Source organism: Massilia antarctica, assembly GCF_015689335.1.
Lineage (GTDB): Bacteria > Pseudomonadota > Gammaproteobacteria > Burkholderiales > Burkholderiaceae_D > Telluria_A > Telluria_A antarctica.
This window is the reverse complement of sequence record NZ_CP065053.1, coordinates 3,875,269-3,901,370: the sequence shown is the minus strand read 5'-3', so window position 1 is coordinate 3,901,370 and position 26,102 is coordinate 3,875,269. Positions and strand designations below refer to the sequence as shown.

At 65.2% G+C, this 26,102-nt stretch carries 17 protein-coding genes; 1 reads left to right on the top strand and 16 read right to left on the bottom strand.

What is annotated here, in order from left to right; all coding sequences use genetic code 11:
- Positions 1-25: 25 nt before the first annotated feature.
- The 13 genes from IV454_RS17625 to IV454_RS17565 all read right to left on the bottom strand — a co-directional run bounded on the left by IV454_RS17625 (position 26) and on the right by IV454_RS17565 (position 17,331).
- Positions 26-817: an aldolase gene (locus IV454_RS17625; protein ID WP_054267122.1), complete on the bottom strand. Its 792-nt coding sequence runs from the start codon at positions 815-817 to the stop codon at positions 26-28.
- A 22-nt stretch (positions 818-839) separates the two neighbouring features.
- Positions 840-1,532 (bottom strand): iron-containing redox enzyme family protein, encoded by a 693-nt coding sequence (locus IV454_RS17620; RefSeq protein WP_282961427.1) that lies wholly within the window; start codon positions 1,530-1,532, stop codon positions 840-842.
- Between the two features lie 132 nt (positions 1,533-1,664).
- Positions 1,665-3,374: a GMC family oxidoreductase gene (locus IV454_RS17615; RefSeq protein ID WP_206087140.1), complete on the bottom strand. Its 1,710-nt coding sequence runs from the start codon at positions 3,372-3,374 to the stop codon at positions 1,665-1,667.
- 63 nt (positions 3,375-3,437) lie between these two features.
- Complete coding sequence (locus IV454_RS17610; protein WP_206087139.1) at positions 3,438-4,202, bottom strand: SDR family oxidoreductase; 765 nt, start codon at positions 4,200-4,202, stop codon at positions 3,438-3,440.
- A gap of 34 nt (positions 4,203-4,236) precedes the next feature.
- Positions 4,237-5,001 carry a cupin domain-containing protein gene (locus IV454_RS17605; RefSeq protein ID WP_206087138.1) on the bottom strand — a complete coding sequence of 255 codons (765 nt, stop codon included), beginning with the start codon at positions 4,999-5,001 and terminating at the stop codon, positions 4,237-4,239.
- 17 nt (positions 5,002-5,018) lie between these two features.
- Complete coding sequence (locus tag IV454_RS17600) at positions 5,019-6,743, bottom strand: FAD-dependent monooxygenase (protein WP_206087137.1); 1,725 nt, start codon at positions 6,741-6,743, stop codon at positions 5,019-5,021.
- A complete protein-coding gene (locus tag IV454_RS17595) occupies positions 6,740-7,525 on the bottom strand; it encodes a methyltransferase (RefSeq protein WP_206087136.1) in 786 nt (261 codons plus the stop codon). The genes IV454_RS17600 and IV454_RS17595 overlap by 4 nt, the downstream gene beginning before the upstream one ends.
- Before the next feature lie 45 nt (positions 7,526-7,570).
- Entirely contained in the window at positions 7,571-9,334 is a 1,764-nt protein-coding gene (locus IV454_RS17590; RefSeq protein WP_206087135.1) for a class I adenylate-forming enzyme family protein, read from the bottom strand.
- 50 nt (positions 9,335-9,384) lie between these two features.
- A complete protein-coding gene (locus IV454_RS17585; RefSeq protein WP_181002754.1) occupies positions 9,385-10,170 on the bottom strand; it encodes a class I fructose-bisphosphate aldolase in 786 nt (261 codons plus the stop codon).
- 36 nt (positions 10,171-10,206) lie between these two features.
- A complete protein-coding gene (locus tag IV454_RS17580) occupies positions 10,207-11,529 on the bottom strand; it encodes a 3-dehydroquinate synthase II domain-containing protein (RefSeq protein WP_206087134.1) in 1,323 nt (440 codons plus the stop codon).
- A gap of 806 nt (positions 11,530-12,335) precedes the next feature.
- Complete coding sequence (locus IV454_RS17575) at positions 12,336-15,560, bottom strand: efflux RND transporter permease subunit (protein WP_206087133.1); 3,225 nt, start codon at positions 15,558-15,560, stop codon at positions 12,336-12,338.
- A 3-nt stretch (positions 15,561-15,563) separates the two neighbouring features.
- Complete coding sequence (locus IV454_RS17570; protein ID WP_206087132.1) at positions 15,564-16,709, bottom strand: efflux RND transporter periplasmic adaptor subunit; 1,146 nt, start codon at positions 16,707-16,709, stop codon at positions 15,564-15,566.
- 199 nt (positions 16,710-16,908) lie between these two features.
- Entirely contained in the window at positions 16,909-17,331 is a 423-nt protein-coding gene (locus tag IV454_RS17565; protein ID WP_206087131.1) for a divergent PAP2 family protein, read from the bottom strand.
- Positions 17,332-17,634: 303 nt separating this feature from the next.
- Between IV454_RS17565 and IV454_RS17560 the strand changes: the two genes are divergently transcribed.
- A complete protein-coding gene (locus IV454_RS17560) occupies positions 17,635-18,675 on the top strand; it encodes a DUF475 domain-containing protein (protein ID WP_206087130.1) in 1,041 nt (346 codons plus the stop codon).
- A 185-nt stretch (positions 18,676-18,860) separates the two neighbouring features.
- Here IV454_RS17560 and IV454_RS17555 read toward each other — a convergent pair whose 3' ends face one another.
- The 3 genes from IV454_RS17555 to IV454_RS17545 form a co-directional block, all read right to left on the bottom strand.
- Positions 18,861-21,593, bottom strand: a complete 2,733-nt coding sequence (locus IV454_RS17555; protein WP_229521672.1) for a polysaccharide deacetylase family protein — start codon at positions 21,591-21,593, stop codon at positions 18,861-18,863.
- A gap of 366 nt (positions 21,594-21,959) precedes the next feature.
- On the bottom strand, positions 21,960-22,679 hold the full coding sequence (locus IV454_RS17550; protein WP_206087128.1) for a substrate-binding periplasmic protein: 720 nt from the start codon (positions 22,677-22,679) through the stop codon (positions 21,960-21,962).
- Between the two features lie 70 nt (positions 22,680-22,749).
- Positions 22,750-25,980, bottom strand: coding sequence for a coiled-coil domain-containing protein (locus tag IV454_RS17545; protein WP_206087127.1), 3,231 nt, complete (start codon positions 25,978-25,980; stop codon positions 22,750-22,752).
- Between the last annotated feature and the right edge of the window lie 122 nt (positions 25,981-26,102).

The window sequence follows — 26,102 nt, the reverse complement described above, 5'->3', positions numbered from 1 at the left end:
CAGGGGGCAAAGGCCGGAGGCCGGGCTAGCGCTGGGCCTGGCTGCGCGCGGCGCGTCTGGCGAAGTAATGGAACGCGGCTTCGATCCGCTGCCCGTGCAAGATCCAGTCATGGGCTTCGCGCGCCAGGACCGGATCGAGCGCATTGATCGGGCCCGCCGGGGCGGCGAGCAACTGCATGCGCGCGGCGCGCTCGCACTGGATGGCGACCACGCACGCTTCCTCGACCGAGCGGCAGGCGACCACCAGGCCATGGTGGGCCAGCACCGCCGCCCGCTTGGAACCCAGGGTCCGGGTAATGATCTCCCCTTCGCTGTTGCCGACCGGTACACCGGGCCAGGCGGCCAGGAAGGCCACGTCGTCGTACAGCATGCAGGCATCCATCTGGGCGACCTGCAGCGGCGTGCCCGTGATCGACAGCGCGCACACATGCATCGGGTGCGTGTGCACGATGCACTGGACGTCCGGCCTGGCCCGGTAAATCCAGCTGTGGAAGCGGTTGGCCGGATTGGCCATGCCATCGCCCTCGATCACTTCCAGGTCCTGGTCCACCAGCAGCAGGTTGTCGACCTCGATTTCGTCGAAGCCCAGTCCCAGCCGTTGGGTGACGTAGGTGCCCGCCTGCTCGCCCCTGGCCGTGATCTGTCCGGCCAGGCCGGAGTCATGGCCGTGCTCGAACAAAATGCGGCAGGTGGCGGCCACTTTTTCGCGCGTGCTCCATTGCGGGAACACCAGCGAGCGCGCCATGCGCTGCTGGGCGATATCGGTGAGCGTGTCCTTGTCCAGGCCGAAGCTGGCCCCGTGCGCGGAGGTGTTCATGTCGGCTCCCCGTGCACGCTGCTCAGGCCGCATCCAGAATGGATTCATCCTGGAAATGGTTCGCTTCGATGGCGCTGAAAAAGTCGCAGCGCGCCCGCGCCAGCGCGCGCCCGGCCGCGATCATGATGTCGAGCTGGGCCGGGTCCTGCTCGGCGGTCAGGACCATGATGTCGCGCAGGGTGTCGGCGTGGCCGTCATCGCATTCGATGTGGATGCGGAAAAACTCCATGTCCTTGCCGCCGATGCCCTGGGAGGCGAAACCGGCCATGATGTCCGCATACACCGGCGCCACCAGGGCTTCGGCGCCCAGGCACAGGGCGCCCAGGCCCCTGGCCGGATTGGGGTCGCGGCAGTGCTCGGACATGGCGTTGATCAGGGCCAGGGTGGCGGGCAGTGGCGCCGGACCGGTGTCCAGGTTCAGGCCGAAACGCTCCAGCATCGACTTGTAGATGACGCTATGCGGAGTCGGGCTGTCGCTGGTCAAGCCGAGTTCCTCGAACAGGTTTTCGGCCAGGGCCAGAATCTGGTCGGTGCTCTTGAGGTTGGACATCAGGGCGCACAGATAGCGGGTGAAATGGCGGCTGTAATGGCCTTGCTGCACGAGCAATTGCTTCAGAACCGGCATCGCAATCGTGCCTTTCCTGCAACGTTTCAAAAAGGGATGCTGAACAACAGATGCCGTCAATTCGGCCCGGGCCGATTCGAGGGCGTTCATTGCGAAGTGCATGGGTATGCTCCTGGTTGAGTGGTCGGTGCCCGCGCTCGCACCCACCCTCGTTCCCGCAGCTGGCGGAAACAAGGGTGGGTCAAGGTCGTGGCGTTGGTGACGCTGTCAGTGATGACCTTGTCAGCTGAACTGCCCGGCGTCGCGCGCCTCGCTGATCAGACGGTCGGCCGCAAGCTGGGCGACCGTCAGTACCGAGGCCTGGATATTCACGGCCGGCATTTCGGGAATGACCGACGCATCGACCACCCGCAGCCGCTCCATGCCCCACACCTTGAAGTTGGCATCGACCACGCTGGTGGCGGCATCGCGCCCGGCGCTGCAGGTGCCGAGGAAGTGCAGCCCGGCGCCGGCGTTCTGCGCGATGTAGGCGAGCTTCTCGGCGCGCGAGCGCAGCGACGCGGTCGTTAGCAAGCCGTTATAGATCCCGTTGAGCGCCCGGCTCGATCCGATCTCGATCGCGCGCTCCAGGCCGTGCAGCATATTTTCCTGGTCGATACCCTGTTCCAGATAATGCGGATCGATGGCCAGCGCTTGCTTCGGATCGGCGCTGACCAGGCGCGCATTGCCGCGGCTGCGCGGCTTGGCCAGGAAGGCCGAAACCGCGTAACCGGTGCCGGCCGGCATGCTGGCGCCGAAGGGGTATTGCATCCCCATCAGCTGCAAGTCCGGCGCCCCACGGCCGTAGCCAGTGCTGTAGTACGACATGGTCGAGAGCCCGTTCGACACCGGTTCCGGCAACATCACCTTCGACTTGAACGCCATGGTGGTGTGCATATGGTCTTGCAAATTGGCGCCGACGGCCGGCATGGCCTGGTGCACCTGGATGCCCAGCGCTGCCAGCTGGTCGGCCGGTCCCAGCCCGGACAGCATCAGGATCTTGGGCGACTCCAGGGCACCGGCGCTGACGATGGTTTCGCGGGTGGCACTGATACGGACGGCGACGTTGTCGACCACGGCTTCCACCCCGCGGCAGACGCTGCCCTGGATCAGCAGCTTGCTGATCAGGGTGTTCGACAGCACCTTCAGGTTGGGGCGCACCAGCGCCGGCACCAGCATCGCCTGCGCCGGACCGGAGCGGCGCCCGTCGGGAGTCGCATTCGCTTCGGCCAGGCCATAGCCGTCAAGCGGCCGTCCGGCGTTGATCTCGATCCTGCGCAGGCCCGTCCCTGCGCTGGCGGCGAGGAAGGGCGCGGTCAGCATATGGCTTTCCGCGTAGCGCCCGACGGTGATGCGCGAACCCTGCGTATGGCGCAAGGCGGCGCCCTGCGCCGGCGGCTGGGTCAGCTTCAGGTAGGAGCGGTCGAGCGCGCCCGGATTCCATTCCTGGCCCACCAAGCGGTGCCACTGGGCGTAGTCGCGCGGGTCGCCGCGCAGCCAGATCATGGCGTTGATGCTGCCCGAACCACCCAAAATCTTGCCGCCCGGCGCGAGCGCCTGGCGGTTGGCCAGGTGCGGCTGCGGCGTGCTCAGGCGCGCCCAGTCGGTCTCGGTCGACAGATTCTGCAGCCACAGCCCGACATTGGCGATCTTCGGTTGATTGATGTTATCGCCGCCCGCTTCGATCAGCAGGACCGATGCCCCGGTCGCCGAAAGGCGGTCGGCCAGCAGGCAACCGGCCGAGCCGGCGCCGACGATGATGTAGTCATAACTGCTCTTCAGGGCGGCGCTCTGGCTCAGCTGCGCAGCCTGCGCGTACGATCCGAAGGCCCCCATCCCGATCGTGCTGGCGCCGAGCGCGATCAGCGAGGCCAGGAAGTCGCGGCGTTTGCCGAGGGCGGGCTGGTTCTCTGGTGGCAGATCGGAACTGCCATCTTTTACATGTTTGCTCATTGACGGTCCATATAGCGAATATAGAAAACGGGGCGTCGGCAGCGACCGCCCCGGGGACGATGATCAGGTCTTGGTCATGGTGACGCCGCCGTCGACGAAGAAGGTGCTGCCGGTCACGAAGCTCGATGCGTCCGATGCCAGGAACAGCGCCGCTTTCGCGATCTCGCCCGGCAGGGCCAGGCGTTTCATGGCGTGGATGCCTTCAACGAAAGCTCTCGCCTCGGGGCTCGAGGTGGCGGCTTCGCCCATTTCCGTGTCGGTCCCGCCCGGCATCAGCGCGTTGACCCGCACGCCCTTGGCGCTGTACTCGGCCGCCAGGGTGCGCGCCAGGCCAACCAGGCCGGCCTTGCTGGTCGCGTAGGCAGCCATGCCCGGCAAGCCGATGCTGTGGCCGACGAAGGACGAGGTAAAGATCAGGGAAGCGCTGCCGCTCTTGACCAGGGCGGGAAGCTGGTGCTTGGCGCAGAAGAAGGCGCTGGTCAGGTTGGTGTCGATGGTGTCTTTCCAGCCTTCGGCCGTGACGTCGGCCAGGTCGCCCATCGCGCCCAGGGTGCCGGCGTTATTGAAAGCGATATCGAGTCCGCCGAAATGTTCTTTCGCCAGCTCGACCGCCTTTTTCGCGACCGACTCGTTCTTCACGTCGCCCACCAGGGCGATCGCCTTGCCGCCGGCGGCGACGATCTCGCTGACCAGCCGGTCGAGCTTCTCGCCCCTGCGGGCCACCACGACGACGTTGGCGCCTTCGCTTGCGAACAGTTTCGCCGCTTCGTAGCCAATGCCGGAACTCGCGCCGGTCACGATTGCTGTCTTGTTTGCCAGAATACCCATATTGATTACCTCGATAAGTTAATAGTTGACTTGCTTATGCTTCCGGTCCGGCTGGTTCGCCCGACTTGAGCAACTTGATGAGCCCCGGGAGATTTTTCCCGAAGGGCGCAATTCCATCTTCGACCTTTTCCGCGTATTCCCAGAAATCTTTGCTGAACATCATGCCGAACGCGCGCGCCTCGCTCACCGCCTTCAATTGCACGATGGGGTTGTTCAAGGCCCCCTTCAGGCTTGGCAGGATAGGCTTGGCGATCGATTTGAAATACTCGAGCAAGGATTCTTCGCCCGGGGTGTCCGGGGTCCAGACCAGTTGCACGATCACGGTCTTGTCGGTCACGTTCAGAAAGCCGTGCACGTGGTTGCGCGGCGCGAATACCAGGCTGCCTTTCTTCATCGGGACCATGCGGATGGTGTCGCGTCCCACCACGTCCGGCGTGTGGTCCAGGTCCTTGTAGCGGCGCGTGCCCATCAGCATCACGATGCCACCGTCAGGCGCGTAAAACCATTCGTCGGTCAGGGTGTGGGCGTGCAGCGGTGGACCGGAACCGGGCGGGATCTCGACCTTCGCCATCAGGTAGCGGCCCTTGGTACTCTTGCCGGTCCTGATGAACTTGATCGAGGCGCCTTCCGGCTCGCCGTTGACGATCAGCGGTTCGGCATCGTCCTCGACCAGCGCGAACGCGGCCGCGTTCTCGGCGGCATCGTCGGCGATATCGGAGTCGGCGGATGGCACGGACTGCAGCGCCGGCGCGGCCATCACTTCAGGGTTTGCAACTTCTACTTCCAGCATCGTCGTCATCTGAGCTCCTTGTTTAATCACATCAGTTGGATAACATCCGGGCGCCCCGTCCGGGCTTGCGCGCCCACGCCACGTCCGACTGCCCGGTCCAGCACGGCGTGGGCGTCGGCGGGAATCTGGTCGCCGCGCCACGCGATGTGCTGGTCGGGCCGCACCAGGATCAAGCGCTTCCGGTACAGCTTGCTGGCGGCATCGGACGCGATGTCGAGCACCCGCAGCGGAATGCCGCGCGTATCGGCGGCGGCGGCCAGACGCTCGGCCGGGGCCGGGTCGGCGCCGATGCGCAGCAAGGTAAACCCGTGGTGCAACAGGTCGAACAAGGAGCGCCGCTGCGCGCCCTCGCCGTCCAGCCACAGGTGCGGCAAGCGCCCGCCCGGCACGTCGCTCGGGTGGTAGTCGAGCGGGTCGTCGGCCGGCGGCTCGCCATCGGGCCAGACGATGGGCGAGCCGTCGTAGCGCGCCCCCAGCTCCACCCCCAGGGAGGTGAACTGGCCGCGAAATTCCTGCAGCACCGCGCCCAGCTGCGCGCGCGCCTGCTCGCCGTGCTGGCCCGCCGCTTCGATCTCGTCCGGGATCGCCAAGGTGGCGACCCGTTCGGTCAACTGGCGCGCCGCCGCCGTATTGCGATGGGCGATCGGACGCCGTTCCGTTTCGTAGGAATCGAGCAGGGATTCGCCGGCCCAGCCCTGCACCGCCGCCGCCAGCTTCCAGGCCAGGTTGGCGGCGCCGTCGATGCCGGTGTTCATGCCGAAGCCGCCGGTCGGCGAAAACAGATGGATGGCGTCGCCGGCAAGGTGGATGCGGCGCTCCGAAAAGCGTTCGGCCACCAGCGCCGTGCCGCCGTGCCACACCGCATGCGCCAGCACCTCGACCTCGACCTCGGCGCCGATGCCCTGGCGGATGCGCTTGACAATGTCGAGGTCGTCGGGTTGTTCATCGTCCGACTTGGCCTTGCTCATCAGCAGGAACTCGTCCGCACCGTTCAGGCTGATCAACAGCATGCGCAGGCCGGGCGACATCATGTTGTACATCCATGCCCGCTGGTCGGCGGGGATGTCGCGCTGCAAGGCCGGAATCCGCACGTGGGTCGAGAACATGCGGCCCGTCAAAAAGCCCGCGCCCTGGTCCTTGGCGCCGAGGTAGCCGATGCCCAGCTCGCGCCGCACGAAGCTGTGGCCGCCGTCGCAGCCGGCCATGTATTGCGCGCGCCAGCGTTCGGTCGCGCCGGAACCGCCGCTGTCGACGGCCGTGACCCACACCCCGCTGTCATCCTGCTCGAAGCCGGTCACCCGCCAGCCGAAGCGCAGGCTGATGTTGGGGCGGCCGCGCGCGTGTTCCAGCATGTGGCGGTCGACATACATCTGGTTGGCGCGCAAGAGCGGCTCGGGCGCCTGGTCGTCGGCCGGCGCGTCCTGCGCCATGCGCATGCGCTGCTGTTCCGACGGCAGCGCGAAACGGGCCAGCTCGAAACCATCCAACAGACGCGTGAAATACGCCACGTCGCGCGGATGATCGGCGGGCAAGCCGAGCTTGCGGACCGCATCGGCGATGCCCACCCGGCGGTAGTGCTCCATCGTGCGCGTGTTGTGGGTACTGCCTTTCGGGTGCAGGCGGGTGCCGCTGGCGCTGTCGAACACCACCGACGCCACGCCGTGCCGGTCCAGCAGCAACGCCAGCATCAAGCCCACCGGGCCGCCGCCGACGATGGCGACCGGCGCGCCAGGGACGTGCGCTGCGTTCAAGCGCCCCCCTCGCGCACTTGGCCGCGCGCCCCGCCCGCCGTGCCAGGCTGTTCTTGCGGGAACAGTTGCAAAATATCGTAGCGGGGCGCGCCCGGCCCCTCGCCGAAGGCCGAGGTGAGCACGGTGTGGGTATAGCCGCTCTCGCCCAGCAAGCCGGTCAGGGCGGCTTCGTCGCCCTGGCTGCTAAAGCCCAGCAGCAGCATGCCGTCCGCGTTCAGATAGCGATGCGCGTCTTTCAGGAAGCGGCGGTGGGCGGCATAGCCGGCGTCGCAGAAGGCGCGCAGGATTTCCTTGTCGAACACGTATTCGTCGGGGACGAAGACGAAATTCGAATTCCAGAAAATGACATCGAAGCGTTCGCCGTCGTCGAGCACGTCGAACAGGTCGCCGTGGCGGGTCGACACGATGCCGTCCACCTGGTGCAGGGTGGCGTTGGCGCGCGTGTTGAGCACTGCCGCCTCGCTGATATCGGAAGCGACCACGCGCGCGCAGCCTTCCAGCGCGGCCGTGACCGCCGTGACCCCGGCGCCGCAGCCGATTTCGAGGAAGGAGCCGCCGCGCACATACGGCAGATGGCGGGTGAAGATGCCGGTCGACTGAAAATGGGTCGGAGGAAATACGCCTTCACGGATGACGAATTCGCGTCCCATGCAGTGGTAGGTATCGACGCCCTCCGCTTCGACGGCGGCAAGGCGCCGCCGCACCGACTCGAAGGCCTTGGAATCGAAGGCATCCGCCTTGGCGTCCGCCTTCGTGTCGGCCTTGCTTGAATGATCTCTCATGATAATGTTCCCGGTATTGATGGCTGGACGAGGCTGACCCGCGGGTCAGGCCTGCATGGCGGCGGTTTCATGCGCGGCGGCATGCACGGCGGCATGCGCTGCGGCGCGCCGGCTCACGTGCAGCACGCTGGGCAGCGCGCCTTGCTGGCCGGGCGCGTGGTGCAGGATAGCCGGCCCCAGGTCGCGCAGCAGGCGCTTGAGCACCTTGCCGGTCGCCCCGGTGGGCAGGAAGGCGAGGTCGCGCACCACCGCTACCGCCACCCCATCCTCGTCCAGATGCCCGCTGCGCGCCTCGATCGCGCGCCGCAGCGCTTGCAGCACCGTGTCGGCGATCGCTTCCAGGGACTGGCCCGGTTCGCGTTCCGGCAGCACCACGGCCAGGATGGCGGGGCCACCGGGGGCGTCCATGCCGACCACGGACACGTCGCACACGCCCGCCACCTGCTGCGCCACTTCTTCCAGCAGCAAGGTGTAGAGCGGACCGCCGGCCGTGCTCACCACATCGACTTCGCGGTCGATCTGGTAAAAATCGCCCTGCTTGCAGAAGGCCACGTCACCGGTCAGGAAATATCCGCCGCGCCAGGCGCCGACCGTCTGGCCCGGCTTGCGCCAGTAGCCCGAGGTGATGGTGGGCGAGCGCACGGCCAGCAAGCCGATTTCGCCGGGCGCCATCTCTTCGCCCGTCTTGGCGCACAGAATCTTGGCGACCGCGATATCGACCGGGCGTCCGATCGAGCGCTGCGGGGCGATCCCGGACAGGGTCGATTCGCTGCGGAACAAGGCCATGCCGAGTTCGGAGCTGCCGAAGGCATCGATGAAGCGCGAGGCCGGCGCGCCGGCCAGCAGGCGCCGCGTATGGCTCTGGTGCGCCGCGTCGCCCATGCTGAACCAGCGCCGCACCGTGGCGAATTCATTGTCGGCCACGCCGCCTTCGACCAGCAGCATGTAACTCTTGGGAAAGGCAACCACCGTGGTGGGCATGAACATGCCGATCGCGGCGCGCACCGATTCGCCATCCTGGGTGCCCAGCACATAGGTGGGAATGCCGTGCAGCACGGCCGTTTCCAGATGGCTGAGAGCGGCCGAATGCGATTGCGGCAGGGCCGTGAGCAAACGCTCGTCCAGGCCTTCGGCGAAGCGGCCGATGCGTGCCCGCTTGCCCATGAAAAACTGGCGATGTTCGAAACGCACGGCCTTGGGCAAGCCGGTCGTGCCCGAGGTGTGGCTGAGCATCACCAGGGTCGAATCCTCCGGCTGGTACGGCCACCATGCGGGCATCTGGGCCGCCGCCTGGAACCGCGCGGCCGAAGCGTCGATGGTGGCATGCGCCGCCGAGGCAGCCCAGCGCTGGACAAAAGCGCTGGTGGCCAGGGAGCGCGCATCGACCACCAGGTCGGCGAAGCCGTTTTCCTGCATGTAGGCGATGCCGATGTCGGCCGGCATGGAGGAATTGATCAGCGAAATCGCAGCGCCGATGCTGGTCAGTGCTATGTAGTGGAGAAACGGCGCGATCCCGTCGCCGACGCAGACGGCCACCACGTCGCCCTGGCCCACGCCGCGCTCGAGATACCATGCGGCCAGGGACATCCGAAATTGCTGCAAGGTGTCCAGGCTCAGTTCACTGACAGGGGTGCCGCCGGCCAGGCCGAACGGCCGGTCCAGGTACACGAAGGGTAAGTCGCGCGTGGTGCTCAGCGCGAGGCAACGGTCAAAGAAATTCGCGCTGCCGAGCGAGTCGTCGGCGCGCAGGGTGGCCAGCGCTTCCGCGGTCAGCATGGTGCCCGGGGCGCGGCGGTGTATATATTCCATTCCAATGTCTCCAAGTGTGGGCCGGGCATCGATTGACGCCCGGCCGGCCATCAAACAAGGTCGTATTCGACGGCTTGTTCCGTGTGTTCCGTTTCTTCCTTCACGCACTCGGCCAACCGGCGCAAGAAGGCGCGCGGCTGCGGATGCTGGAACACATTGCGCCCGATGCACAGGCCGCTCGCGCCATGGTCGATCGCGCTGCGGGTGACCTTGAACAGCACCTCTTCCGAGGTCTTCTCGCCACCGGCGAAGAAGATGCGGATGTCGCGGCTGTGGCGCGCGATGAGCTCGGACACGTCGCCGATCGAATCGGGCAGGGCCAGCTTGACGGCATCGCACCCCATCTCGGCCACGACCCGCAGCAGATGGTTCAGGCGGCGCACCTTTTCCTCCACCGACGGGGCGTTGACCTTGTCGTACAGCATGGTGAGCAGGGGCAAGCCGGCGGCATGCGCCGCGTCCGTCACCGCGCCGAGCATGGCGATGTTGTGCTCGAAGTTGGACGTGGTGAAATTGACCTGGATCGACACCGCATCGGCGCCGAGCTGGAGCGCCGTGTGGATATTCGACACCATGATCTTGGTGTCCGATTCCGGCGCGATGTTGGCCATACCGTTCAGATGGACGATGGCGCCGGTGGATGGGTGCAGCATATTGCGCGCGATGAGGCGCTCGATCATGCCCTTGTGGCCGAGTACGGCGCTGATGGAATTATTGAATACCCATCCCTTGAGGTCGTCCGTCACTTGCATGCCGTGGATCGGTCCCAAGGTCAGGCCGTGGTCCACCGGAACGATCAGGCCGCGCTGGGAATCCGGGAACAAGATGCGCCGCACTCTGAATTTTCTGCCGATATAGCCCATGTCCGCCCCCTATTTTTCAATGATGGACTCATTGATTTTGATGCCCACGTGGCGGCCCGGTTCGGTCACATAGCCAAGGACCTTGTCGCCGGGTTTGAGTTCGGAGATATTGAGCGGCTTGGCCAGATCGGAGAAAATGCGCACGTGCCAATCGTCCTGCATGAGGATGTTGACCCGTTCCTTGCCCGCGAATTCGACCTCGATCAGGCGCAGCGGACGCTGCTCGATCTTGACCCGGCCGACCGAGGCGCGCCGCACCCTGCCCTTGGAATTGACGATCATCACGGGCGAGCCGGCTTTCAGTTCGCTCATGTAATCGGTGCGGTCGTCGGTGTTGAAGACGTACGAATGCACGGCGCCGGCGTTCACGCGGAATGGCCGCAGTTCCATGTAAGGCAGGAAGAACACTTCGGCGCAGCACAGCAGGCCGCCCTGGGAAGTGCTGCCGACCAGCATGCCCTCGTCGGGCTCGAACAGGGTCGAGGTATCGATGCAGGCGCGGTAGCCCATGCCGACCGGACGGCTTTCCACCACCGTCCCGACCTGGATCGCCAGATTCTCGTTCTCGGCATGCGACATGCGCTCGAGAAAACCGCTCATGGCATCGTGCTCGCGCGGCGAGAAAATCACGCCTTCGGCGCCGTATTCCATGACCCCGTAGGAGACGATCGCATCATCGACATTGCCGGGGTCCTTGATTTCCTTCATGAGGATGGTGCCGGTCGACTGCAAGGAGGCAATCACGAGTTCGAGCGGGATGTTGGTCGGATCGCGGAACAGGATCCAGAGGAAATTGAACTGGATGCCTTCGTTGATCGAGCTCAGCAGGCTTTCGCGGTCATCCACATAACTGATGTAGCAGGTGCTGATGCCATCCTTGGCGAGGGCATGCAGGCTGGCGGCATCGTTGAACGCGACCACCCGGCTGTGCGGGCGAGCCGTTTTCTGGAATTCGGCGAAATGCGGGCTGTCGCGGAAAGCCTTCAGTTCGGCGGCGTCGCGCAGCTTCAGGATGACCTGCATGCGGGCGGGGATGGCGGGAAGAAAAACCGAGATGTTGTCGAGGTAGACGACCATGCCGCTGTAGAGCGAATTGACGACCCTGACGAAAATGCTGTCGTCCGGCTGCTTGCGCGGCAGCTGGACCGTATCGAACCAGACGTGGCGCTCGTCGGACGAGCTGCGTTTCGATTGCGTTGTGCCCTTTAAGTTAACCAGTTTGACCGATGCGCGTCTTGCGATGGTGTCGGATGTTTCAAAAGCATCTTGCGCTGGCGTCTTTTGCGCCACTTGTTGTTGCTTGCTCTTTTCCGAAGTCCCCAGATTTCCCATGCATATCTCCTGTTTTTAATCACCGGGCGACTCCTGCCTTGACATATCGACGCCAATCCGCTGCCGCCGTATTGCTTGGGAGAGCCGCTACGTTTCACCCGCTTGGCACGCTATCGATCCGCGTGTTGCAGCGTGCGTACTTAATAAAACATAAACAAAATAAGGATCAACTACTTATCAACAAAACAATTGCGGCGTGACTGCATTCATCGGCGGCTCATCCACTTTTTTCCCTCCATGCAAGGCAGGGAAAGATCGTCAAGGACGGGAAGCCGTGGCGCACCCTGCCGCGCCAGATGCCAGCGCCGGGAGAGAGACTGCCCTGCGTCTTTTTCGACATCTGCAACAAATGCGACCAGGAAAAGTTCCTTTTGGTTATTAATCTGTCACGAAGTATAAGGACGTGCGAATCCCCGAGAACTCCGTTTCTTGCTTTCAAATTAATTAAGCTTATTGAATACTTACCATGCATAAATGGCATTATTCAGGCAGCCCAACTTCCCGGCGGGTGCGGGAGGGGGCGGCGACGCGCAGGCGGCGGCCTCGCGTGCGATGGCGGCGTGACAGCGGAGTCGATGGAGCGCCGCGGTGACTGGAGTCACCGGGCAGGCCGATGGGGAAATGGAGAGGGAGCGGCTTGACTATTTTATTGCTGGCGGCGGCAACAAGCCCACACTGCACGGCTGGCGCTCGTGCGTACGCCAACATCGGGAGGGCAAAGCCGGTTCAGGACACCCGCCTCACCTGGCGATCGCTGCCGCTGTCGTGTCATCGACACGGCGGCAGCGACCGGCTTGCAACAGCGCTTACTTGAGCGGCAGCGCGGTGCGCGCGCTCGCGCTGCGCTTGTCGCCGGTGACGAGGCGCACGACCCGCATGATCAGGCGATAGATCAGGCGGATAAAGGTGAGGAACAAGATCACCTCGACCAAGGTCGCCAGGAAGCCCAGCAGCGGACCGAAGCGCACCGAGCGGCGGCGGAACTTGAGGCCCATGCTGTCGGCCTTGATCTCGATGCTGTCATAGAAAGTCGGCACCACCAGCAGGGTCAGGATGGTGGACGTGATGGTGCCGCCGATGATCGCGATCGCCAGTGGACGGTAGAATTCACCACCCTCGCCCAAGCCCAATGCCACCGGGAACATGCCGGCGATCAGGGCGAAGGTGGTCATCAGGATCGGACGCAGGCGCGCGCGCCCCGCCTCCATCAGCGAATCCTCGCGGCTGTGGCCTTCCCGCTCGCGGCTGCGGGCGGCGTCGAGCAGCAGGATCGCATTCTTCGCCACCAGGCCCATCAGCATGATGATGCCGATGAAGCTCATCAGGTTGAGCGTGTTGCCGGTCACCAGGAGCGCCACCACCACGCCGATCAGGGACAGCGGCAGGGACAGCATCACCGCCAGCGGCGCCGTGAACGAACCGAACTGCATCACCAGGATCAGGTACATCAGGCCGATGCCGGAAATCAGGGCGATCCCCATTTCGGTAAACAGCTCGGCCTGCCTCTGGCCGGAACCGCCCAGTTCGCGGCCGTAGCCGGGCGGGTAATCGAAGGAATCGGCCAGTTTCATGGCGTCGCCCGACACTTCGCCGTTCGAGCGTCCCTGCGCATTGGCCGACACCGAAATGGTGCGCTTGCCGTTCTTGTGCGAAATGCCGGACGGCCCCTTGCCCATGGTAATGGTGGCGATCTGGTCGAGCGGCACCATCTGGTTGGTGCCGGTCACGGCGATCGGCAAGCGTTCGATATTCTCGGCGCTGATGCGGTCGTCCGGATGCAGGCGCACCGCCACGTCGCGCGTTTCGCCGGTCGGGTCGACCCAGTCGCCCACTTCGACCCCGGCGAACGCCACCCGCAAGGACTGCGCCGCATCATTGACGGAAATGCCCATCGAATTGGCCAGGCCGCGATTGAGTTCGATCTTCAACTCGTTCTTGGGATCTTGCTCGGACAGGCCGACATCGATCGCACCGGGTACCTTGCGCAGCTTTTCCATATAGGCATTGGCAATATCGAGCAGCTTGCGCGAGTCGGGCCCGGTGAACTCGATCTGGATCGGCTTGCTGGCGCCATTGTTCATGTCGTCGAGCACCACGTATTCGGCGCCCACCAGCTGGGAAACCTTGGCGCGCAACTCCACCGCGATGTCCTTGGCACTGCGCGAGCGGGTGGCGCGCTTGCCGATATCGACATACACCTTGCCGCCGCCCGTATTAATAAAGGCGTTGGTATCCTTGGTTTCCTTGATCGTGCGCGCCAGTTCGGCCGCCTTTTCCAGCTTGGCGCGCGAATACTCCACGCTCGACGAGGCCGGCGTGCGTATATCGATCAGCAACTGGCCATAGTCGGCCGCCGGCAGGAAGCTGGTGCCGCCCTTGGCACCCTGCAGGTACAAGGCGCCGGCGAAGGTGGCCACGGCGAACAGGGTCATCCAGATGCGGTGATGCAAGGCCCAGGCGATGACGTGGCCGTAGCGGTCGGCCTGGCGGTCGAACCACTCGTTAAAGTGGTGCAGCAGCAGGGACAAGCCTTTTTTCGGCGCCGTATGGTGGTCCGGCGGGTCGCCCCAGAATGCCGACAGCATCGGGTCGAGCGTAAACGAAATGACCAGGCTGACCAGCACCGAGCAAGTCACCGTCAGGGCGAATGGACGGAACCATTCACCGGATACCCCCGGCATGAAGGCCACCGGAATGAACACGGCGATGATCGAGAAGGTGGTCGAGGCCACCGCCATGCCGATCTCGGCGGTGCCTTCGAGGGCGGCCTTGCGCCGGTCGGAGCCGCGCTGCATGTGGCGCACGATGTTTTCGCGCACCACGATCGCATCGTCGATCAGCACGCCGATGGCCAGGGACAACCCGAGCAGGGTCATGAAGTTGAGCGTGAAGCCGCACAGCCAGACCGCGATGAAGGAGGCGATCACCGAGGTCGGCAAGGAAAGCGCCGTGATCAGGGTCGAGCGCCAGGAGTTCAGAAACGCGTACACCACGAAAATGGTCAGCACGGCGCCGAAGATCAAGGACTCGATGACATTATTCAGGCTGCGCTGGGCTTCATCGCCGCCATCGCGCGTCACTTCCAGCAAGGTGCCTTTCGGCAGTTCCTTTTCCAGTTCCTTGATCAGCAGCTTGGCCTTTTTCGCCACGCTGACGGTACTGGCATTGTGCGAGCGGGTCAGGGTGATGCCCACGTTCGGCTTGCCGCTGCGGATGCTCAGGTTATTGACTTCGGCAAAGCCGTCGCGGATCTCGGCCACTTGCGCCAGGCGCACGATTTCCTCGCCGCGGCGCTTGACCACGATTTGCTGGAATTCCTCGGGCGACTCGATGCGACCCACCAGGCGGATGCTTTTCTCGTCGTATTCGCCGCGAATCTTGCCCACCGGCGCATTGGTGTTTTGCGTGCGCAGCGCATTGACCACGTCGGACACGGCCACGTTATATTCGCGCAGCTTTTCGGCGCGCAGCAGCACCGACAGTTCGCGCCGCAGGGCGCCGCTGACGTTGACCGTGGCCACGCCATCGATGCCGCGGAAGCGGTCGGCCAGCACATCCTCGGCCAGGCGCGAAATTTCCGCATGGCTCTGGCTGGTGGACGACAGCGCCAGGTTCAGGATCGGCTGGGTGGCCGGATCGATCCGCTGCAGGATCGGTTCGCGCATCTCGGTCGGCAGCTTGTAGCGCACCGTGGCGATGGCATTGCGCACCTCGTCGGACGCTTCGATCAGGTTCTTGTCGAAGTTAAACTCCAGCCAGAACTGGGCATTGCCCTCGACCGCGCTGGCATGCACATCGGTCACGCCGGAAATGCTGAGCAAGGACTTTTCGATGCGGTTGATCACTTCGCGCTCGACCGTGTCCGGCGACGCGCCCGGATAGGGAATGTTGATCTGCAAGACCGGCACTTCGACGTCGGGATTCTGGTTGACCCGCAGTTTGGTCAGGGCCAGTAAACCCATGCACATCAGGGCGATGATCAGCACAATCGTGGCGATCGGCCGCTTGATACTGAAATCGGAAAGGAACATGGCTTATTTCCCCTGCACGACAGGGGCGGCGGCGGCAACCTTGGCCGGCGCCAGTTCGATCTTCTGGCCTTCCTTGAACGCCGAACTCGGCGTACGCATGACGATGTCGCCGGCGGCCAGGCCTTGCTTGATCTCATAGTTGCCGCTGCGTGTGTCGCGCGGCCCCACCGCCAGGTCGACCTTGTTCAAGGTCTTGTCGCGCAGGCGCCAGGCGTAGGCCTTGTCGCCAGCCTTGACCAGCGCGCCTTCGGGCAGCATCAGCGCGGCCTTGGTTTCCGCCTCGATCCGCCCTTCCCCGTACAGGCCGGACACCTTCGGCACCGCCGAACCTTGTGCAAAGCCGACCAGCACCTCGACCTGGCGCGTGACCTCGTTGGCGGCCGGGTCGACCCGTTTCACCACGCCGCGAAATTCCTCGCCGGCATAGCCGTTGACACGAAAACTGACCGCCTGGCCGACCTTGACCGTGCTGATGCGGTCGGCCGAGACCCTTCCTTCAAAGCGCATGCTGGACGGATCTATTACTTTCAGCAATTCCTTGCCGATCGATGCAGTGTCGCCCGCCGACACCTTGCGTTCGCTGACCACGCCGTCGAACGGCGCGCGCACCACGGTGCGGCCGAGTTGCTGGCGAGCCAGCGCGGCGCGCGATTTGGCAGCCGATACTTCGCTCAGGGCACTGTTGCGGCGCACTTCGGCATCATCCAGGGCCTGGGCCGAGGTCATGCCCGAGGCGCGCAGGGTTTTCATGCGTTCGAGCTGGCGTTCGGCCTGGTCGAGCGCTTGGGCGGCGGCGCGGGCCGACTGCTCGGCCGAGCTCAGGCTGTCGCGGATGGCGGTTTCGTCGAGCTTGACGAGGACATCGCCGCGCTTGACGAGGTCGCCGTTTTCCTTGAGCACCTGCAACACCACGGCCGACACTTCGGCGCGCAGGTCGGCCTTGCGTTCGGGCTGGACCGAGCCGGTCACGACCGGGCCGGAGGCGAGCGCGTTCGATTGGATGGTGAGCAGATCTTCCGGAGAAACCAGCAACTGGACGGGCGCGGCGGCCTTGGCATCCTTGCCATCCTTGCCCGGTTCTTTTGTATCCTTACCACAGGCGGCGAGCGCCGTGGCGATGGCGAGGACGAGCATTGTTTTGCGCAGCATGGGATTCTCCGGGATCAAATCGGTCTTACGTATGTATCAAATTGAAAACTTCCAGCGCCAAAGTATCCTTGAGACGGATATCGACGTCAATTAGCGATCTTGCAACCTGCCAGTTTCGATGGCTGAACTGCGGATTTGCGGGTTTGAACTGCATCCTGATCGTGCTGAGCTGCAACAATCCGCGCCGCTGAGCGCGGCCTCAGAAGCGTTGGAACAAGTGAAAAACCGCAAACCCCATGCCGATGCCGGTGCAAATGCCGCCCGTGATTTCGACCAGGGTATGTCCCATGCGTTCCCGCAGATGGGTATGCTCGGCGGCGCTGCCGGCCAGGCGGTTGATGGCGGCGGCCTGGCGCCCGACGTGCTGGCGCAGGCTGTTGGCATCGATCATCACGATAAATGCCAGGGTCACGGCCACGCCGAAGGCCGGGCTGCCCATCCCCTCGCGCAGGGCGATCAGGGTGGCCATGCTGGTCACCACCGAGCTGTGATTGCTGGGAAAGCCGCCATTGCCGACCAAATTGAAGGCCCAGCGCCGCTGGCGCGCACTATTAATCAGGAACTTGATGGGTCCCACCACCAGCCAGGTCAGGACAGGCGTGATGAGGTAGCTGATATCCATGCGTACATCCTTGTTGTCGTTAAACCGCACAATTGCTGCGTAATTAACAATTATCGCAGATCGCGCCCCTGCCAAGACAGCATAAAAGTTCGCCGGCAGGCATTTTCGCGCTGGCTTTGCGCGCCGGTGCCGACAGGCCGCCGGGCAGCTGGCGCACGCTGCGCCCCGGGCGCAAGCCGTACCGGTGCCCGGGGCGCGCACGCTGTTGAGTGCTCGTCGGGCAGGAAACCTATTAGAATGACATCAGACCGCCGCCCGCCGGCGCCCGCCCTGCTTATTGAACTTTTCTCCGGGAATTACCGCATGCGCCATTTCAGACTTTCTTTCATTGTCAGCTTTGTTCTCCTGACCGTTGCCGGGTGGTGGGGCTACACGCGCGGCGGCGTGCCGGGCCTGCTCAACGCGCTCTGGATCGCCGCCGTGCTGGGCGTGCTGGAAGTGTCGCTCTCGTTCGACAATGCCGTCGTCAACGCGTCCGTGCTGCGCCACTGGAACGATTTCTGGCGCAAGCTGTTCCTGACGGCCGGTATCCTCGTCGCCGTGTTCGGCATGCGCTTGCTGTTTCCCCTGGTCATAGTCTCGGTCGCAACCGGACTCGGCTTGCTGGACGTATGGTCGATGGCGATCAACACACCCGACGAATACTCGCGCCACCTGACCGACAACCACGCGGAAGTGGCCGCGTTCGGCGGCGCCTTCCTGCTGCTGGTCTTCCTCAACTTTTTATTCGACGAAGAGAAGGAACTTCACTGGCTCGGATGGCTCGAAGAGAAGGTGGGCACCTACGGCAGCGAGAGCCTGGCGGTACTGCTGACCCTGTGCGCCGCGTTCGTGGCCATGTACCTGGTGCCGGAAGCGCGCAAGCTGAGCGTGCTGATGGCGGGGGTGATGGGCGTGGTGATCTACGTCGGCGTGAACTGGATCAGTTCCCTGCTGGAGGAAGAAGAAGCCGACCCGAGCATCGGGCAAATGGTGTCGCGCGGCAGTATCGGCGGTTTTCTGTACCTGGAAGTGCTCGATGCCTCGTTCAGTTTCGATGGCGTGATCGGCGCGTTCGCCATCACCAACGATGTGATCATCATCATGCTGGGTCTGGCCATCGGCGCCATGTTCGTGCGCTCGCTGACCGTGTTCCTGGTCGAAAAGGGTACCCTGGAGGAGTTTGTCTACCTGGAACACGGCGCGCATTACGCGATCGGGATCCTGGCGCTGATCATGTTCGCCAGCGTGCGCTATCACATTCCGGAGTGGTTCACGGGGCTGTCCGGCGTAGCGTTCATCCTGGTGTCGGTATGGTCGTCGCTGCGCTACAAGAAGCAGCAGGAAGCGCTGGGCGCGGCCTGATGCAGGGAGGTGGCGCGGGCGTGCGCTACACCGGCGCGGCCTGATGCCGGGAGGCGGCGCGGACGTGCGCTACGCCGATCCGCCTTCTCCGGCCTTGCTCCGTCCTTCCCCCACCACCAGCCGCGCCGCTTGCGTCAATGGCGGGACCGGCGTCGAGCGCGGGGGAGCGCAGGCGGGATGTCCTCCTACAGTTTTTCCAGCTGCTGCTTCACATACGCAGCCCCGGCGCTGGCCGGCGCCAGTTCCAGGAAGGTCTTGTAGGCCTGCTTCGCCTTCGCCACATCGCCCGCCTGGGCATGCGCATCGCCCAGGTTGCGGTAGGCCACGGCGCGCGACGGATCCATCTTCACGGTATTGTCGAACCAGCGCGCCGCCTCGGCAAACTTCCCCTGTTTATAGTACACAAAGCCCAGGTTATTGGCCGCCAGCGCAAAGTCGGCGCGCAGCTTGAGCGCCTCGGTGAACTCGCCCTCGGCCGCCGCATACTGCTTTTCCTTAAACAGCTGCAAACCGCGATCGTTGGCGCGCTGCGCCAGCTGGCGCGCCGAGGACGGCACCGCCAGCGGCGTCACCAATTTCTGCTCCTTGCCCTGCAAATCCTTGACCGCGACCGGCGCCACCGGCGCGGTCACACCAGGCTTGTCGTCCGCCTTGGGCGTGTCCGGACGCACCGAATCGAGCTTGGCGTTGAGCGCGATTGCCTCGGTCGACAACTGCGCCGTCTGCGGATTGAGAAATTCGGCCTCGACCGGCAACTCGAACACGAAGTCGCCCCCTTCCGAGCCGGGTAGGCTGCCGAAGGCCGGCGTCTGGTTCGACACCCCCGCCACCGCCGGCGCCACATACGCCGCCAGCTCGGTGGCCGTGATCATGCCATCGCCGTTCAGGTCACCCTTACCCGCCAGCGCCTGCAGCAAGGTCCAGGTGAACACCGAATGCCCGTTCGGCCCGCCGTCCGACACCAGTTGGTCGGCCCCGCCGGCGGTCAGCATCTGGCGCCCGATGCGGCGCGCGTTATCGCGCAGGAAAGCGCCGGCGCCGCCGCCGCGCGTCAGGCCCAGCCCGCTGTAACAGGCATCCATCACGAACAGCGCATGCTTGGCGGTCAGGCTCTCGGCGATGTTCTGGATCTCGCTCATCGGAATCGCATCGGTGGCGAACTGGGTCGGGTCGGAATCGTAGGGCACGATATAGCCCAGGTCGCGGCCCGAACTGAGCCGGCGAGTGGCGCCGTGGCCGGCGAAAAACACGAAGACCCGGTCATTCTTTTGCACCCCGCCGTGCGCCAGGCGGTCATGGAAGGCGCCCAGGATGCCGGCGCGGGTGGCATCGGCATTGTTCAGCGACACCACGCGCTCGGCCGCGAAGCCGAACTTGCCGATCAAGACTTCGCGCACTCCCTGGGCATCGCGTACCGCGTACTGCAGCTTGGGCCACTTGGGATAGCTGTCGATGCCGATCACGATGGCCCAGGAATTGGCATAGCCCGTGCTGACCGCCACTTTCTCGGCGGGCGCGGCGGCTGTGTTGGCGCTGGTGAAATTGCTGCCATCCCAGCCGGCGAACTGGTAGCCCTCAGCGATCAGGCGGTCCAGCACGGCAGGCAGCGCCTTGACCGTGCGCGCATGGATATCGTGGAACAGGATGATGCCGCGGCCCTCCTTGTCGACCGTGCGCAAGACCCGTTCCGCGATCGAGGCCGGGACCGGATCAGCCCAGTCGAGCGAATCGATATTCCACATCACCGAACGCAGGTGCGCGCCTTCCAGCGCATGCATGCCCTCGCTGTTGCGCGCGCCGTAGGGAAAGCGGAACAGTGGCGCGCGGCCGGCGTCGATCGCCTTGAGCAGCACATCGGTGTTGAAGATTTCAGCCTGGAGCTTGTCGCCGGTTTCTTTCGATAACTGGGCGTGCGTGTAGCTGTGGTTGGCCAGGGTATAGCCATCCGCCTTGAGCTTGCGGCTGACGGCGGCGCCCTCCGACAAGGTGGCCTTGCCGGCGGCATCGACACTGCCCAGGTTGCGGCCCACGCTGAAAAACACGGCCGGCACCCCGTACTGCTTGAGGATGGCGGCGATTTCTTCGCTATAGCGTTTGTGGGGGCCGTCGTCGAAGGTCAGCACCACGGTTTTCCTGGGCAGGGAAGTGCCGAAAATCTCGTTGGGGTCGGGCTCGGCTTTGGTCTTGGCCTCGCGCGGCAAGGCCGACGCCGGATAAGGCATCACCACGCCCTGCTCCTTGAGGATGGTGTCGCGCGTGTACAGGGTCTTGAGATAGGCCAGGTAGCTGTCCCAGTGCTCGCGTTTTAGCTCGATCGCGCGCGACTCGTAACGGCCGAAGACCTGGCGGATTTCCTTCTCATAATTGCGCTCGATCTCGGCCAGCGCATCGAGATCCTCCGACAAGCGCTTGTGGAGCTTAATGGCCGGCAAGCTCGAATCCTTGGCCACTTCCGCCAGCAAGCCTTGCAGCAGCTCGCGGAAAGCGAGGCGGTCGGCGTCGTACAGGGACTTATCGGACTCGATGAAGCCGAGCAGTTCGCTGACGGCATCGAAGCGGTTCGGCTGGCTGGAGGCGAGCAGCGCTGCCAGATCGCGTTCGAGGTTCGCGGCGTGCGACTGATTCTCGTGGAACAAATTCTGGCCGACACGCTGGGCTTGTTCGCGTTCGTTGGGCGGCATCGACTTCTCGTCGGCCAGCAGCACGATGATCTTGCGGTAATTGGCCAGCAAGGTCTGCAAGCCGGTCATCAGCGGCGCCGTATTGGTACGCGGCGCAGGCGCGGCCGCGGGGGCGGCCTTGACGGGCGGTGGCGGTGGCGTCGCCGGGGCTGGCTTACGTCCGGCAAACAGAACAGCCGCACCGGCCGCGCCCGCGATGGCCAGCGCCGCAGCGATTTTAATGGGAGTGGAAGTCACGGAGACACGCCTGTTGGAAGAAATGCGTCGATTGTATTGCAAATACAAAACACCACCAAAATTCCTACACGCCCAGCCAACACTCCCACAACCGGGGTCAGACCTCTGACTCGCAACATTTTCGTTTCCTAACCGGGGTCTGACCTCTGTCTCGAAATTTTGTGACATTGGAAAAGCGTAAAACACCGCAATCTCCGCGTTTCTACGGCGAATTTGGCGTAACTCAGCGAAAGATCGGGCCAGACAGCATCAGCCCGGTTAACAAAATTGCGAGTCAAAGGTCAGACCCCGGTTGGGAAACGAAAAAATATTGCGAGTCCGAGGTCAGACCCCGGTTGGGGAATTGTGGCGGCGCGGTAGCGGCGGCTACTGGTAGCGCGCGAAGATGGTGGTGATGGCGTCCTTGGCAATCAGGCGCCCGATGGCTTGGTCGACCTCGGCCAGGGTGACCTTGCCTTTGGGGGAGACGGCACATTGGCCCAGGTAGCTCTTGACCGTCAGCGGCGGGTGCAGCGCGAGCGCGGGGTCGCCGAGCTTGAGACGGTAGTCGAGAAACAGCTTGGCCGTGACCACATGGCGCAGGCGCCCGGCGGCCAGCTTGCGCAAACTCGCCAGCGAACTGAAGCCGTCGTCGCGGATGAATCCTTTGCCTAAGGCGCGGTCAAGCTCGGGATGGGAGTAGCCGAGCACGGTGCCGATCGCTTGCCCCGACACGTCGATCACGCTACGCGGACGCGGCGCGCTGCGCGCCGTCACCAAGACTTCGGTGATGGGAATGAAGGCCCGGCTCCAGCGGAACGATCCGGGAAGCCATTCGGGAACGTAGCTGCACAGCACGTCCGCGCCGCCATCTTCCAGCGCCCGCACAATCCGCTTGCGCGGCAGCGCGACGAACACCGCCGTGCGCCCCATCGCGCCAGCCAGCGCCTCGCCTATGTCTTTGTGGATGCCTTCGGCCAGCCGGCCGCGCTCGAAGCGCGCCATCGGCATGTCGGTACTGGTGTCGACCAGCACCGACAGCTCCGCCGCCTGCAATCCCGGCGGGATAGCCAGCACCATGGCCAGCAGCAACTTGAAATTCGTCATGCCGCCAATCTTACCCCATCAGCATGCCAACCGGGACCCCAGCCTGCTCGCGACGCATGCACCGCCGGCATCAGCCCTTGGCCGGGGCGGTCAGACGGCCCAGCACCTCGTGCGTCATCGTGGCCGAGGTCGACCGCTGAGCGGCGTCGGTGGCGCTGTTGCGCTTTTCGTCGTCGATGGCGTGTTTGGTGACCATCAGGGTGTGCGTGTCGGCTTCCAGGCGGCGCATTTCGAGCGCCACCAGTTCGCGCTTGGCGTCGGCCATTTCCTTGGTGGTGATGGCGCTCTTGCGCTGCATCTCGGCCTGTGCCTGGGCGCTGTCGAGCAGTACGCGCTGGGCGTCGCGCTTGTCCTGCGCGGCCAGGGCGGCAATTTCTTGCGCGACCTGGAACTGGCGCGCCATGCTGGCCGCTTCGTGCTCGGCTTCGGCCCGCGTGCGCGCCGACAGGCAAGCCGCCTGTTCGGACGCCAGCCGCGCCGCAATCGCCTGCTCGGCGCGCTGGTCGGCCGCCAGTTGCTGACGCTGGGTGGCCAGCTTTTGCTCGATCAGCGCCAGCGAGGCGCGTTCGGTCTCGACACTGGCCCGCTCGGCCTCGGCGCTGGCACGTTCCAGAACCAGCGCGTCTTCCGCCAGCTTGAGTTTCTGTTGTTCGGCTTGCGCCCGCACTTGCTGGACCTGGGCGCGTTCGGCCGCCACCTTGGCCTGGGCGGCGACTGCGTCGGCGGCGCGTGCCGCCTGTTCGGTGTCGACCTGGGCCTGCTGCGCAAGCACGCGCGCGGCCTGCGCTTCGGTACGGCGGGCTTGCTCGGCGGCGGCGCCGGCCGATGCCAGCTGACGCTTGGCGGTCAGGGTCTGCTCGGCCAGCATGACAGCGGCGCGCTCGCTGTCGGCCAGGGCACGCTCCTGGGCCAAGGTTTCCTCGGCCAATGCCAGCTTTTGTTGTTCGGAACGCGCGCGTTCGCGCTGCGCCTCGGCCAGTTCGGTGGCGGCGCGCGCCTGCGCGGCGATCGTATCGGCGGCGTTTTGCGCCTGCACGCTTTCGATTTCGGCCTGTTGCACCAGTGCGTGGGTGTAGTCGGCTTCGCGCCGTTTGGCCTGCTCGGCGTGGGCGGCGGCGACCGCCATCTGGCGCTGGGCGGCGGCGGTTTGCTCGGCCAAGGCAAGCGCGGCGGCTTCGCTGTCGGCGCGCGCTCGTTCGTCGGCCAGGGCCTGTTCGGCCAAGGCCAGCTTTTGCTGTTCGGCCACGGCGCGCGCGCTCTGGGTCTGGGCCAGGTCGATGGCGGCGCGCGCTTGCGCGGCGATGGCGTCGGCTGCGGCCTGGGCCTGCACGCTTTCGGTTTCGGCCTGCCGCACCAGCTTGCGCGTGGCATCCGCTTCGATCCGTTTGGCTTGCTCGGTGCTCGCCGCCAGCTCGGCCAGCTGGCGCTGTTCGGCGGCGTTCTGTTCGGCCAGCGCCAGGGCGTTGCGTTCACTTTCGGCGCGTGCGCGTTCCAGCGCCAGCGCTTCCTCGGCCAACGCCAGCGCCTGTTCGGCCATGGCCAGGGTTTGCTGCTCGGCCTCGGCGCGCGCGCTTTGCGCCAGCGCCAGGGCCGAGGCCGCGCGCGCCTGGGCGGCAATGGCCTCGGCGGCGGCACTGGCCTGCGCGCTGTCGATCTCAACCTGCTCGGCGAGCAGGCGGGTCGCTTCCACGTCGATTTGCCTGGACTCGGCCAGACGCTGTTCGGCATCGGCTTTCCGGCGCAGCAACAGCGCTTCGGCCTGTTCGGTGTCGGCACGTGCCCGGGCCGCGTCGGCGGCGAGGGTTTCCGCCTCAAGCCGTTCTTGCAGCTGGGCCAGCGCGGCTTGTTCGGCGTCGGCACGCGCTTGTTCGGCCTGCGCCAGCGCCCCCGCTTGCGCAGCCTTGTCGGCGGCCAGCGCGCTGGCGCGGCGTTGCAGCTCGACGTGCTCGGCAATCGATGCCACGGCGGCTTGTTCGGAAGCGTTTTGGGCGGCGGCCAGGTCGGCCGCTGCCTGGGCCAGGCTGGCGCGTTCGTCGGCCAGCACGCGCGCGCGTTGCTGTTCCTCGGCTTCGGCCAGGGCGGCAGCAGCAGCGGCCTGGTCGGCCAGGGCGCGTTCCGCCGCTTCGGCGGCGGCGCGGGTTTCGGCGTCCACCTTCGCTTGCACGACGGCGCTGGCATCGTCCTCGGCCTTGGCGCGCGCCAGGGCGACTTCGCGCAAGCGTTTGTCGACTTCGATGCGTTCTTCGGTCGCGGTCAGGATGCGCGCTTCGGCGTCACGCCGGGCGCAAGCGCCGGCGGCGGCCATCTTTTCCAACCGTTCGCGGTGCAAGGCAGCGTCGCGCAGTTCTTTTTCCGATTGCAGGCGCAGGTGAATCGACTGGGCGGCCACCCGCTCGGACTCGGCCTGGGCGATGGCGATCGCTTCGCGTTCCTGTTCGATGTGGGTCAGGGCGCGTGCTTCTTCCAGCGCGCGCGCTTCGGCCACGGCGCGGGCGAAGGCCGAGGCCAGGGCGACCTGGTCGGCTTTTTCGCGCTGGATGGTCAGTTCGAGCGCTTCGGATTCGGCGTCGGCCAGCAGTTCGGCGGTGTGGCGCGCACCCTTGGCCTGGCGCTCGCGTTCGCGCGCCAGGGTGGTCATGCGGGCGTCGGCGTTGGCGATGTGCAGTACTTCTTCCTGGGCGGCGTGCACGGCGGCGACCCGTTCGACCGCCTGCAGGCGCGCCTGCTCGGTCTGGGCCAGCAGGGCTTCGGTGGCGCGCGCGGCTTGTTCGGCCAGTTCGGCTTCGGCGGCGATTTGTTCGGCGGTGCGGCGGCGCGATTCTTCGTCGGCTTTCAGGCGCGTTTCGGCGGCCAGTTTGATCTGGGTGTCGGCTTCGACCCGGGCGCGCAGTTCGGCGGTTTCCTGGCGCACCGCTTCGAGGCGCTCCAGGCTGGCCCGGGCGGCGGCGCGCAGGGTTTCGAGGCGGTCGCGGTTCGCTTCGATGGCTTCTTCGGAGGCTTGGGCGTTTTGCAGGGCGGCGGCAGCGGCGGCGGCGTCCATGGCGGCGCGTTCTTCGGCCAGGCCACGAGCGCGCGCTTCGGCGTGGGCCCGGCTTTCGGCGGCGCAGGACGCCTTGGCTTCGGCTTCGACCCGGGCGATGGCTTCGTGGATGGCGCGCATTTCGGACTGGGCGCGGTCGGGGCCGGGGCCGGGTTCGGCGGCGGCAGCCGGGGCCGCAGCGGCAGCCTGGGGCACGGCGCCGTCGGGCGGCAGCGCGATGGTCAGGTTGGCATCGTCGTGCGGGGCTGGTGTGGGTTCCATCGTCGTTCTCGCTTGGGCTACCGTCCCGGCATGGGAAGGCCTGACGTTGATTATCTGTCAGGTCGGCCCGCACCGGCGCACGGATCAGACGCGGAAAAACCAGCCAATTCCCCGCTTTGCTC

Coding starts and splice junctions, on each gene's coding strand:
- IV454_RS17605 (WP_206087138.1), bottom strand. CDS start 5,001: ATGACGACGATGCTGGAAGTAGAAGTTGCAAACCCTGAAGTGATGGCC.
- IV454_RS17545 (WP_206087127.1), bottom strand. CDS start 25,980: ATGGAACCCACACCAGCCCCGCACGACGATGCCAACCTGACCATCGCG.
- IV454_RS17615 (WP_206087140.1), bottom strand. CDS start 3,374: ATGAGCAAACATGTAAAAGATGGCAGTTCCGATCTGCCACCAGAGAAC.
- IV454_RS17580 (WP_206087134.1), bottom strand. CDS start 11,529: ATGGGAAATCTGGGGACTTCGGAAAAGAGCAAGCAACAACAAGTGGCG.
- IV454_RS17625 (WP_054267122.1), bottom strand. CDS start 817: ATGAACACCTCCGCGCACGGGGCCAGCTTCGGCCTGGACAAGGACACG.
- IV454_RS17590 (WP_206087135.1), bottom strand. CDS start 9,334: ATGGAATATATACACCGCCGCGCCCCGGGCACCATGCTGACCGCGGAA.
- IV454_RS17595 (WP_206087136.1), bottom strand. CDS start 7,525: ATGAGAGATCATTCAAGCAAGGCCGACACGAAGGCGGACGCCAAGGCG.
- IV454_RS17620 (WP_282961427.1), bottom strand. CDS start 1,532: ATGAACGCCCTCGAATCGGCCCGGGCCGAATTGACGGCATCTGTTGTT.
- IV454_RS17550 (WP_206087128.1), bottom strand. CDS start 22,679: ATGACGAATTTCAAGTTGCTGCTGGCCATGGTGCTGGCTATCCCGCCG.
- IV454_RS17560 (WP_206087130.1), top strand. CDS start 17,635: ATGCGCCATTTCAGACTTTCTTTCATTGTCAGCTTTGTTCTCCTGACC.
- IV454_RS17575 (WP_206087133.1), bottom strand. CDS start 15,560: ATGTTCCTTTCCGATTTCAGTATCAAGCGGCCGATCGCCACGATTGTG.
- IV454_RS17565 (WP_206087131.1), bottom strand. CDS start 17,331: ATGGATATCAGCTACCTCATCACGCCTGTCCTGACCTGGCTGGTGGTG.
- IV454_RS17570 (WP_206087132.1), bottom strand. CDS start 16,709: ATGCTGCGCAAAACAATGCTCGTCCTCGCCATCGCCACGGCGCTCGCC.
- IV454_RS17610 (WP_206087139.1), bottom strand. CDS start 4,202: ATGGGTATTCTGGCAAACAAGACAGCAATCGTGACCGGCGCGAGTTCC.